Genomic DNA, 11,953 nt, shown 5'->3' on the forward strand with positions numbered 1-11,953 from the left:
ATTGTTCAAATTTAATGAAGAAAAAGGCCAGTTGAAATGCTCCTTCTGCGGAAAGTCTCAAGAACAAGTACGCAAGTTGGTAGCGGGTCCTGGTGTATATATTTGTGATGAGTGCATCGAGCTTTGCAATGAAATTGTAGAAGAAGAGCTCGGTCATGAAGAAGAGGTTGATCTCAAGGATATTCCGAAACCAAAGGAAATTCGGGGGATTTTGGATCAATATGTTATTGGTCAAGATCAAGCGAAGAAATCTTTGTCTGTGGCAGTATATAACCACTACAAGCGCATTAACACCCAAAGCAAGATTGAGGATGTTGAGCTGAATAAGAGTAATATTTTGCTCGTAGGTCCTACTGGTTCTGGTAAGACATTGCTTGCGCAAACGATGGCTAAGATTCTTAACGTACCATTTGCTATCGCAGATGCAACTTCTTTGACTGAAGCAGGTTATGTAGGTGAGGATGTTGAAAACATCCTATTGAAGCTTATCCAAGCTGCAGACTACGATGTTGAGAAGGCTGAACGAGGCATTATTTACATCGATGAGATTGATAAGGTTGCTCGTAAATCCGAGAACCCATCTATCACTCGTGACGTTTCTGGTGAAGGCGTACAGCAGGCATTGCTGAAAATTCTTGAAGGAACAGTTGCTTCTGTGCCACCGCAAGGCGGTCGCAAGCATCCACATCAAGAATTCATCCAGATTGATACAACAAATATTTTGTTTATCTGCGGTGGAGCATTTGATGGTCTAGAACAATTAATCAAGCGCCGCGTAGGTAAGAAAATTATCGGTTTCAACGCAGCAGAAGGCGGACAAAAGGATCTCAAACCGGGTGAATATTTGTCCATGACGTTGCCAGAAGACTTGCTGAAATTCGGTCTAATCCCTGAATTCGTAGGTCGTCTACCGGTAATCTCTACATTGGAGCCGTTGGATGAAGAAACGCTTGTGCGTATTTTGAGCGAGCCTAAGAACGCTTTGACGAAGCAGTATCAGAAGCTGTTGGAAATGGACAATGTGAAGCTTGAGTTCGAAGCAGGTGCATTGGAAGCTATTTCTCGCGAAGCGATCAAGCGAAACACAGGTGCACGCGGACTACGCGCGATTATTGAAGGAATTATGCTGGATGTCATGTATGAAGTGCCATCCCGTGACGATATTACAACTTGTGTCATTACAGAACAAGTTGTGCGTGAACGTATCATTCCGGAACTAACAACGGATCAGAAGAAAAAGGAAGAGAGCGCATAATAACGCTTGAATCTAGCAGGGGCAGCCGCCTGTACAGCGAGTGTGAATGAATAGGTGGTTGTCCAAGCTAAAGCGCCGCTAGGCGCTTTTCCGTTGTTATCCGAATTGGGAGAGAATAAACATGTATCTACGACATCAGACAAGACCTGTACAAGTCGGGAATGTAACGATTGGTGGTAATAACGAGGTCATCATTCAAAGTATGTGTACGACGAAGACGGCAGACGTTGAAGCGACCGTTGCTGAGATTCTCCGATTGGAGGAGGCAGGGTGTCAAGTCGTACGCGTTACCGTGAACAATGAAGAAGCGGCAGATGCGATTAAAGAGATTAAGAAGCGTATCAATATTCCGCTGGTTGCGGATATTCACTTCGATTATCGCTTGGCGCTTAAAGCGATTGAAAACGGCATCGACAAGGTACGTATCAATCCTGGTAACATTGGCCGTCGTGAGAAGGTTGAGGCGGTTGTAAAAGCGTGTAAAGAACGTGGAATTCCGATTCGTATCGGTGTAAATGCCGGCTCATTGGAAAATCATTTGCTAGAGAAATACGGATACCCTACGCCTGAAGCTATGGTTGAAAGTGCATTGTTCCACATTGGCATTCTTGAGGAGTTGGATTTCCACGATATTATCGTATCCTTGAAGGCTTCTGATGTACCGATGGCAATTGCCGCTTATTCCAAAGCTGCCGAAGTAATTAAGTATCCACTTCACTTGGGAATTACTGAAGCAGGAACGCTGTTCTCGGGAACATGTAAGAGTGCCGCGGGAATTGGAGCTTTGTTATCCTTGGGACTGGGTTCAACTGTTCGTATCAGCTTAAGTGCAGATCCGGTAGAGGAAGTAAAGGTGGCGCGTGAGATTCTTAAATCATTCGGTTTGATTTCGAATGCAGCTACACTTGTATCCTGTCCGACATGTGGACGCTTGGATATCGATTTGTTCTCCATCGCGAATGAGGTGGAAGAGTACATTGCAAACGTTAAGGTGCCGATTAAAGTATCCGTGCTTGGCTGTGCTGTAAATGGTCCTGGTGAAGCGCGTGAAGCTGATATTGGGATTGCTGGTGCAAGAGGGGAAGGGTTATTGTTCCGCTATGGCCAAATGATACGCAAAGTACCTGAAGCTGATATGGTTGAAGAGTTAAAAAAGGAAATTGACATTATCGTAGCCGAATATGAGCGTACAGGTAAAATCCCTGGACGTGAAAGACATTAACAGAAAAGGGTGCATTGTGCACCTAGTTTGTTAGAGGACAGGCCGTGCACTGTGAATTTTACAGTTGTACGGCTTGTTTATTTTGATTCATTTCGGTAATAGAAAGTTGTTTCTGGTATCATTTGTTAGGTTAATTAACATATATAGCATCATTGAGTGAGTAAAAAAGGCATAAAGAAGCTCATAATAAGGAGTGTTCTCTGCCTTTGGGTGTGCAAATATAACAAGATAGGCATAAATTTAACACTATATTTCAAGAAAATGCTGCTAATGATTAATAAATTCTATCATATTCATTACTTTTATTTATTTTACTTTATTAAAGGATCAGGTAAAATTAATTTAAAAGTTATGTTAAGAAAGTTAACATATACCTGATTCATCCAGAAAAATGTCAACAAGAGAAAGGGTGCGATATATGTTAGACACTTTGGAATCATGGATTGTTCTATTTAATGATAAATGGTACCTGATGCTGATCTTTATTCTAGTCGGTGCAGGACTATGGTTTTCTTTCAACACTGGGTTCATTCAAGTGCGAACCGTTAAGGAAATTTTCCGACTATTCAAGGTTCGTGAACGAAACCCTAATGATAATGAAGAAGATACGACAACACCTAATAAGAAAAGTGGAGTATCCTCTTTCCAAGCATTTGCCATGAGTACAGCATCACGAGTTGGTATCGGTAACTTAGCTGGCGTTGCAATTGCAATTAAGACAGGTGGTCCTGGAGCAGTATTTTGGATGTGGGTTATTGCCATCATCGGAGCTTCCTCTGCATTTATTGAATCTACATTAGCCCAAGTGTACAAAGTTAAAGACGGAAAGGCATTCCGTGGCGGTCCAGCTTACTATATGGAAAAAGCGCTTAATGCGCGTTGGCTCGGCATCGTGTTTGCTGTTCTCATTATGGTCACTTATGGCTTCGTGTTTAACTCGGTGCAGGCGAATACAGTAACAGCTGCTTTCAGTGATTTGTTTACCATTGAGCCAATAACAATGGGTATCATTTTGGCTGTTATTACGATGATTACGATCTTTGGCGGCGTACAGCGTATTGCAAAAGTATCTGCTACGGTCGTACCGATTATGGCATTAGCGTACATCGGAATTGCGCTTTATATTGTTGCGATGAACTATACACAAATTCCTGCCGTATTTAGCTCCATCATTATGAATGCGTTTGGCTGGGAAGAAGCAGTTGGCGGTGGTATCGGTGCTGCAATCATGAACGGTATCAAACGAGGCTTGTTCTCGAATGAAGCCGGTATGGGTAGTGCTCCAAATGCTGCGGCAACGGCAACAGTTAGTCATCCAGTTAAGCAAGGTATTATTCAATCCTTTGGTGTATTTGTAGATACATTGCTTGTGTGCAGCTCGACTGCATTTATTATCTTGTTCTCTGGTGCACATTTGTCCACAGAAACAGATGGTATTCAATTGACTCAAGTTGCATTAGCGTCACAAATTGGTCCATGGGCAGAATACTTCATCGCGTTTGCGATCTTCCTGTTCGCGTTCACTTCGTTAATAGGTAACTACTATTACGGACAAAGTAACATCGAGTTCATTACAAAGAAAAAAGGTTGGTTGCTCACGTATCGTGTTGTTGTAGTAGCAATGGTCCTCGTGGGTTCAGTCGCAAAAATTTCTTTGGTTTGGAACTTGGCTGATACGTTTATGGGCTTCATGGCGTTTATTAACCTTATTGCTATCTTGCTGCTCGGTAAAGTGGCATTTAAAGTGTTGGAAGATTATAATCGTCAGCGTAAGGCTGGTAAAGAGCCTGTATTCTATGCAGACTCGATCCCTGGCCTCAAACATGCAGATTGTTGGGAACGCAAGAAAGTATAAATGATTGAAACAATTACAATTTCATTGTGTGAATAATGAGATATTCGCATGACTTATAAGGAATCCGGTGAAGGGCAATACTACCAAGTATTGAACTACACCGGATTTTTTGTATGCCGTGAAATGGGTCTTGAGTTGTTCAGTGTGCTGCAAAAGAGCTTGCGAACATGCACTTAAAGGAGGAGTAACACGATGAATTTTAGCATGATATTAATGCTTATCAATGCTTTTTTCGCCATTATTATTGGAGTATACTTCTGGAATTTGCTGAAGAGCCAGAAGTCCAACCGTACTGCTGTTGATCGGGAGTCCCGCAAAGAAATGGACAAACTTCGCAAAATGCGGTCGATCTCGCTTTCTAAGCCGCTTTCGGAGAAAACAAGACCTGCATCCATGAAGGACATGGTTGGCCAACGTGATGGTCTGCGTGCGCTGAAAGCGGCGCTATGCAGTTCTAATCCGCAGCATGTCATTATTTATGGTCCTCCTGGAGTTGGCAAAACAGCTGCGGCAAGGGTTATTTTAGAGGAAGCAAAGAAAAACCTGAGCTCTCCATTTACATTTGAATCAAAATTTACAGAAATCGATGCCACTACAGCTCGCTTTGACGAACGTGGTATTGCTGATCCACTCATTGGATCTGTGCATGATCCAATTTACCAAGGAGCAGGTGCAATGGGGGTAGCGGGCATTCCTCAGCCCAAGCCTGGTGCAGTGACGAAGGCTCATGGGGGCGTATTGTTTATTGATGAGATTGGTGAACTTCACCCGATTCAAATGAACAAGCTGCTGAAGGTGTTGGAAGATCGAAAAGTATTTCTAGAGAGTGCTTACTATAATAGTGAAGATCCTAATATACCCACGCATATCCATGATATTTTTGAAAATGGTCTGCCGGCCGATTTCCGTCTTGTTGGAGCAACGACGCGTTCGCCGCAAGAAATATCGCCAGCTTTGCGTTCGCGCTGCATGGAAATATTTTTTAGACCGCTGCTGCCTGAAGAAATTGAGAGTATTGCTGAACATGCCGTGAAAAAAATAGGATTTCCTCCTGCGCCAGAAGCGGTCGATGTGTTGAAAAAATACGCAACAAATGGTCGTGAAGCGGTTAACATTATTCAGTTGGCTGTTGGATTAGCGCTGTCAGAGCATCGTTCTTCCTTAGTGGCAGCTGATGTAGAGTGGGTTATCAACAGCAGTCAGCTTACACCGCGGCCTGATCGAAAAGTGGGTACAGCACCACAGGTGGGACTTGTAAACGGATTAGCGGTCTACGGCCCTAATATGGGGGCTTTGCTTGAGATCGAAGTATCTGCTATTCGGGTTAAAAATGGACATGGCAAATATACGATTACGGGTGTTGTTGAAGAAGAGGAGTTAAATGGTGGTGGGGCTCGTACGCTGCGTCGTAAAAGTATGGCGAAAGGCTCTATTGAGAATGTGCTGACGGTACTGCGAGCATGTGGCTATGAGACGAAAAATTACGATCTGCACATTAACTTTCCCGGGGGATCGCCGGTAGATGGTCCGTCTGCAGGGATAGCTATGGGTGTGGCAATTGCTTCTGCTATTAATGGATGGTCTATTGATCATCGTTTGGCAATGACTGGAGAGATTGGTGTTCATGGCAGGGTAAAACCAGTAGGTGGTGTGCTTGCCAAAGTAGAAGCGGCATTTCAAGCTGGTGCATCTCGTGTAATTATCCCCAAGGAAAATTGGCAGGAGATATTTAATGATTTAAACGGATTGCAAGTTATCCCTGTTGAATATTTTGAAGAAGTAATTAAGCACACATTCGCTGCTCAGATGCAGGATGATCCGCTCCAATTGCCGAAGTCATTTGAACGTTCTGGAGGCTCAGCCGTACCATTATTTCATGCAGAACCAACAGATGGTGGACATGGCGATAATCCCCCTTCTACAACGTGCTAATTGGTGTTTTGGGGCTCGATAAGTTACAATGGATATACATCTAACACGACAATCATGGGGGTGCTAATGCGATGGAGCCGAAACTTGCACAAGTTCGAAAGCTTCCACTTTTGCCTCTACGAGGACTACTAGTCTATCCAAGCATGGTGCTTCATCTGGATGTCGGGCGTGATAAGTCCGTTAAAGCGCTCGAGCAAGCGATGCTTGAAGACCAGATGCTGCTCTTGTGCTCCCAATCCGAAGTAAGCGTAGAGGATCCTGCGCAAGACGATATTTATCCGGTGGGGACTGTAGCTACAGTTCGTCAAATGCTTCGTTTGCCTAACAATACGATTCGGGTACTTGTTGAAGGCATGACGAGGGCGGAAATTATTGAATATGTACCTAATGATGAATTCTATGAAGTTAGAGTGAATCTCATCGAAGAGCACTCGGGAGCGGAGCATGAGACAGAGGCATTCCGACGTTCGGTTCTGTCTAAGTTCGAAAGCTATGTATCTTTATCCAAAAAAGTAACGGCGGAGATGTTAGCGGCAGTTACAGATATTACGGAACCTGGAAGGTTTGCCGATATGGTGGCGAGTCACTTGCCGCTTAAGCTCAAAGATAAGCAATACTTGCTTGAGCTTTCCAATGTCAGAGATCGGCTGGAAGCGCTGCTTGAGTTGTTGGAAAATGAAAGTGAAGTACTTGAGCTGGAGCGGAAAATTCATTCGCAGGTGAAGAAGCGGATTGAGAAGACGCAGAAGGAATATTACTTGCGCGAGCAGATGAAAGCTATCCAGAAGGAGCTAGGCGACAAAGAGGGTCGTGTAGGCGAAGTGGAGGAGCTTCGTGAGCAGCTTAAGTCGCTAGAGGCACCGGAAAAAGTGCTTGAGAAGCTCGCTAAGGAAATCGATCGGCTAGAGAAGATTCCTCCTAGTTCAGCTGAAGGTGCTGTTGTTCGCAACTACATTGACTGGGTTATGCAAATTCCATGGGGAACTCGCACCGAGGATGATATGGACTTGCACAAAGCCGAGTCTATATTGGAAGCGGACCATTATGGTCTTGAAAAACCAAAGGAGCGGGTACTGGAGTATCTTGCAGTACAGCAGCTCGTTAAACAATTAAAAGGTCCGATATTGTGTATGGTTGGACCACCAGGTGTCGGGAAAACGTCTTTGGCGCGGTCCATTGCGAAGTCGCTTGGTCGTAAGTTTGTACGGATATCACTTGGTGGTGTAAGGGATGAAGCTGAGATTCGTGGTCATCGCCGAACGTATGTAGGAGCGATGCCAGGGCGTATTATTCAGGCGCTGAAAACAGCGGGGTCGATGAATCCAGTTGTGCTCTTGGATGAGATTGATAAGATGGGTTCTGACATGCGAGGGGATCCTTCGGCAGCCATGTTGGAAGTACTCGATCCAGAGCAAAACAATACGTTTAGCGATCATTTCATTGAGTTGCCTGTGGACTTATCCCAAGTTATGTTCGTGACGACCGCCAATGCAGTTCATAACATACCCCGTCCGTTGCTTGATCGTATGGAATACATACCGCTGTCCGGTTATACGGAATTAGAGAAGCTGGAGATAGCGAAGCGTCATCTATTCGAGAAGCAAATGCGCGATCATGGCCTTAAAGAAGAGCACTTGCAACTGGATGATGATGTTATCCGTCGTCTCATTCGCGAATATACGCGAGAAGCGGGTGTGCGTCAGTTAGAACAGCGTCTAGCTGCGCTTTGCCGTAAGGCGGCTAAGATTATTGTTTCCAAGTCGGAAGAGACGGTTCGAATTACTGCTTCTGATGTAGAGGAGTTTTTAGGGGTGCCTCGGTACAGATATGGTCAATCTGAAACAGAACATCAGGTTGGTATCGTTACGGGGCTTGCGTGGACAGAAGTTGGTGGTGATACGCTGACTATCGAGGTGACAGTCGTTCCGGGAACAGGCAAGCTGCTGCTGACTGGTAAGCTGGGTGATGTTATGAAGGAATCTGCTCAAGCGGCATTTAGCTACATCCGTTCTAAAGCCGATGTATGGCAGTTGGAGCCTTCATTCCATGAGAAATTGGATATACACATTCATGTACCAGAAGGTGCTATTCCGAAGGATGGACCGTCTGCAGGGATTGCTATGGCTACGGCACTTGTTTCAGCTTTGACAAAGCGGTATGTCTCGAAGGATGTTGCTATGACAGGAGAGATTACTTTACGAGGTCGTGTGCTTCCGATTGGTGGCTTGAAAGAGAAGTCCTTGGCTGCACATCGAGCTGGCATTCAAAAAGTACTTTTCCCTCACGACAATGTGCGTGACTTGGATGATATCCCTGAAAGCATTCGCCAAGAGTTGGTGTTTGTCCCCGTCCGTCATATGGATGAAGTGCTTGAGCATGCATTGCTTGAGCAATAAAGGTGCTGAAGTCGTGTAAGCGACGAGGTTTTTATTTCCCTTAATCAGCATGTGTAGGATAGAAGGTAATATATAGTGGTGACGAATGAAGCGGGCGCCGATATTAGGCGTCCGTTATTGCGTATGTAGTATTGATGAAGGATGGTGTAGCAACATGAAAATTAAAAATGCAGAATTTATTATTAGTGCGGTAGGTCCAGATCAGTATCCAGAGGACGGGCTACCTGAAATCGCGCTGGCAGGGCGCTCAAATGTAGGGAAATCCTCATTAATTAACCGCCTTATTATGCGAAAAAATCTGGCTCGTACAAGTTCGCAGCCAGGTAAAACACAGCAATTGAACTATTATCGTATTCATACAGATAATGAACTTTATTTTGTCGATGTACCTGGCTATGGCTTTGCTAAAGTATCAAAAACACAACGTGCTGCTTGGGGGCGTATGATTGAAGCTTACATTCAGAATCGAGAGCCGTTAAAGCTTATTATGCAAGTCATTGACCTCCGTCATGCGCCTTCAAAAGACGATGTTATGATGTATGATTGGTTGACTCATTTTGATCTGCCTGTATGTATTGTAGCGACGAAAGCGGACAAGCTGCCGCGCAGCCAATGGCCAAAGCATTTGAAGCAGGTAAAGACTACGCTTGGCATAAAGCCCAATACGCCAATTGTGATGTTCTCTTCTGAGACAGGTATGGGAAGAGAAGAACTGTGGGACATTATTACTCAAGAGGCGTTTCCAGAAATGGATGCAGATTTAGAAGAAGGTAATAATTCATCGGAAACATAGGTTGAAACGGCTAGAAAACAAGAAACAATGCTGTTATTGCAGTGGAATGCCGTTTTCCAGCTGATTTTTCTAAAATCCTCAATAAAATAATGACTCGCTAAGAGGAAAAACACTTTGCTCTGTAGTATAATGTTAATGTAAGCAAAGGTTCAGGAATTGAGGAGATAAAGTATGGCTAGGCGATTAGCCACAGAATATGTGAAAGCCCGTATGCAGATGACAGAGCCGCAATTAACCTTATTTTTAAGTTCATTACCAGGCCAAACGTTAGCTTGGCGTGTTAAAGTAATGGACAATGGGAATCAAGAAGTTGTTCTTGAGGATGGTCAAGGTGATGCGATTACGTTCCTGTTCGAGAAGCAAGGCAATCGGTATGTCTGTGTAACGTCTTGTCGCTTACTTCGCCCGAAGTTAACCCAGATCATGCATAAGCTTGTAATGGAGTTTCGTGGTGAGGCGGTTGTTAACCGCATTTTTGCAGGCTTTACAATGCAGTATGTATATACTGAGGGTAAGGTTTGCCAAATTGTAGAGCAACAGGGTGAGCAAGCTCGGATCGTATACGAACAGAAGGACTTTGCTCGCGACTTGCAGATGATGTATGGCCAAGATATTGTGGAACAGCAAATTGCTGTTATACGTGAACAGATCAACGAGCTGTTGGATGCGCGTAACCGTGAATTAAGTGATCAGGTTGCATCCATTGATCAGCAGTTGCATGCATTATCACATCAATTGTTTGTATTAGAAGCGTAAGCAATACGGAATCATACACATATACGATGCTCATAATAGCCGCCTCTACATAGAGGCGGTCTTTCTTGTTTATAATACGAATACAGCTTAATGGCATCCGAATAATAGTGTAAATCCGATGAAAAATTGTTCGGAAAAAAAGAAGTTTGGAATTTCTTGAAAAAAGGGCTTGCAATAATGTTCGCAAGATGTTATTTTTAATCTCGTTGAAAACATATATAGGAACCAGGATTCACTCAGGACATTGTATGTTGCGAGAGATGCATTCCCTCGGGAAGTGAATGACGTAGGTCCTAGCGGATGAAAATTGTTTCAAAAAACATTTTATTCCTAGGAAGGGGGAAACGAAAGATGGAATATTCAACTTTCGGAAGACACGTTGCTGTTGACACATGGGGGGTAGACTTTGATTTACTCAACAATGCTGATTACCTCCAATCTCAGCTGGTAGAAGCTGCTGAAGCTTGCGGGGCTACGGTACTGTCCGTACAATCCAAGCAATTTGAACCACAAGGAGCAACAGTGCTCGTCTTGTTGTCGGAAAGTCATCTTTCCATCCACACTTACCCAGAGCGTGGATTTGCTGCTATTGATTGTTACACATGTGGGGAGACGGTTGATCCGCAACTCGCAATTGATTACCTGGTATCCGTGCTTAAGCCGGAAAAGACGTTCGCGAAGAAAATTATTCGTGGACTTGGTGAACTTGAAGTAGTGACACCGGATATGCAAGTGAAGGAACTTGTATAATACGGTATAAATGAATGTTTAATATGTGATTAAACGTATAACTAGCTAAGTATATCCATCCATCGGGATTTTCCCGGTGGATTTTTTATTTGCAGGCTGTGCTTTCGTCGCTCGTTCGCAGTGACGGTAGGATAGCTTTTTTTGTTAATAGGGTGTATTTCCTGTGTTGTTACATAAGATTTGGTTAATAAATTAGGGACACGTCCATACAAATAGTAGTAGTGCTTCGTGTCTATATCTTGTGTGAAGGCAGGTGAATCTTATTGATCGGCTTTGAGCAGGTGAATAAACACTATGGTTCCTTTCATGTTTTAAAAGATATTAATCTCCACATTGAGACGGGAGAGGTGGTTGTTGTGATTGGACCTTCTGGTTCAGGCAAGAGTACACTACTCCGTTGTATCAATCGCCTAGAAGAAATTTCATCAGGTAATCTAATCGTTAACGGTTACCAAGTCCACGACAGCAAACTCCCGCTTAATCATTTCCGTAAACATATTGGTATTGTGTTTCAGCATTTTAATTTGTACCCGCATATGAAGGTAATTGACAACATCACACTGGCGCCGGTTCGTGTGCTCGGTTTGCCGGAGCATGAGGCAAAGAAAAGGGCCCTTGCTTATTTGGAGAGAGTGGGTATCGCGGATAAGGCAGAGGCGTATCCTGCTCAATTGTCTGGTGGGCAGCAGCAGCGAGTAGCCATCGCTCGAGGTCTGGCAATGAATCCAGGCATTATGTTGTTTGATGAGCCGACCTCTGCCTTGGATCCTGAAATGATTGGTGAAGTGCTGGATGTTATGAGATCGCTTGCAAAAGAAGGCATGACGATGGTAATCGTTTCCCATGAGATGGGATTTGCCCGTGAGGTTGCGGATCGGATTGTATTTATGGATCAGGGCCAAATTGTGGAGGAAGCAGCAGCAGTCGATTTTTTTGTTCATCCGAAAGAAGAGCGTGCACGTGTGTTTCTTAGTCGTTTGCTGCATCATTAATC

Annotated in this window: 10 protein-coding genes; all 10 read left to right on the forward strand. The window is 44.0% G+C overall.

Annotation, left to right across the window (positions count from 1 at the left end):
* The first annotated feature begins 1 nt into the window (after position 1).
* The 10 genes from clpX (at position 2) to NQ117_RS21150 (ending at position 11,951) form a co-directional block, all read left to right on the forward strand.
* Positions 2 to 1,255: an ATP-dependent protease ATP-binding subunit ClpX gene (clpX, locus tag NQ117_RS21105; protein WP_258279988.1), complete on the forward strand. Its 1,254-nt coding sequence runs from the start codon at positions 2 to 4 to the stop codon at positions 1,253 to 1,255.
* 121 nt (positions 1,256 to 1,376) lie between these two features.
* Complete coding sequence (gene ispG / locus NQ117_RS21110; protein ID WP_258279989.1) at positions 1,377 to 2,477, forward strand: flavodoxin-dependent (E)-4-hydroxy-3-methylbut-2-enyl-diphosphate synthase; 1,101 nt, start codon at positions 1,377 to 1,379, stop codon at positions 2,475 to 2,477.
* 418 nt (positions 2,478 to 2,895) lie between these two features.
* Positions 2,896 to 4,332: an alanine/glycine:cation symporter family protein gene (locus NQ117_RS21115; protein WP_258279990.1), complete on the forward strand. Its 1,437-nt coding sequence runs from the start codon at positions 2,896 to 2,898 to the stop codon at positions 4,330 to 4,332.
* A gap of 48 nt (positions 4,333 to 4,380) precedes the next feature.
* The gene (locus NQ117_RS21120) at positions 4,381 to 4,509 is read left to right on the forward strand and encodes a hypothetical protein (protein WP_258279991.1); all 129 of its coding nucleotides are present in this window, start codon (positions 4,381 to 4,383) and stop codon (positions 4,507 to 4,509) included.
* 15 nt (positions 4,510 to 4,524) lie between these two features.
* Entirely contained in the window at positions 4,525 to 6,264 is a 1,740-nt protein-coding gene (gene lonB, locus NQ117_RS21125) for an ATP-dependent protease LonB (protein WP_258279992.1), read from the forward strand.
* A gap of 71 nt (positions 6,265 to 6,335) precedes the next feature.
* Complete coding sequence (gene lon, locus NQ117_RS21130) at positions 6,336 to 8,660, forward strand: endopeptidase La (RefSeq protein ID WP_258279993.1); 2,325 nt, start codon at positions 6,336 to 6,338, stop codon at positions 8,658 to 8,660.
* 154 nt (positions 8,661 to 8,814) lie between these two features.
* Positions 8,815 to 9,453: a ribosome biogenesis GTP-binding protein YihA/YsxC gene (gene yihA, locus NQ117_RS21135; RefSeq protein WP_258279994.1), complete on the forward strand. Its 639-nt coding sequence runs from the start codon at positions 8,815 to 8,817 to the stop codon at positions 9,451 to 9,453.
* Positions 9,454 to 9,624: 171 nt separating this feature from the next.
* A complete protein-coding gene (locus NQ117_RS21140; RefSeq protein WP_258279995.1) occupies positions 9,625 to 10,209 on the forward strand; it encodes a non-ribosomal peptide synthetase module in 585 nt (194 codons plus the stop codon).
* A gap of 351 nt (positions 10,210 to 10,560) precedes the next feature.
* Entirely contained in the window at positions 10,561 to 10,959 is a 399-nt protein-coding gene (gene speD, locus NQ117_RS21145) for an adenosylmethionine decarboxylase (RefSeq protein ID WP_258279996.1), read from the forward strand.
* Positions 10,960 to 11,222: 263 nt separating this feature from the next.
* On the forward strand, positions 11,223 to 11,951 hold the full coding sequence (locus NQ117_RS21150) for an amino acid ABC transporter ATP-binding protein (RefSeq protein WP_258279997.1): 729 nt from the start codon (positions 11,223 to 11,225) through the stop codon (positions 11,949 to 11,951).
* The last annotated feature ends 2 nt before the right edge of the window (positions 11,952 to 11,953 follow it).

Origin of the sequence: Paenibacillus sp. SC116, assembly GCF_024733555.1 — a bacterium.
Taxonomy (GTDB): Bacteria; Bacillota; Bacilli; order Paenibacillales; family Paenibacillaceae; genus Paenibacillus_B.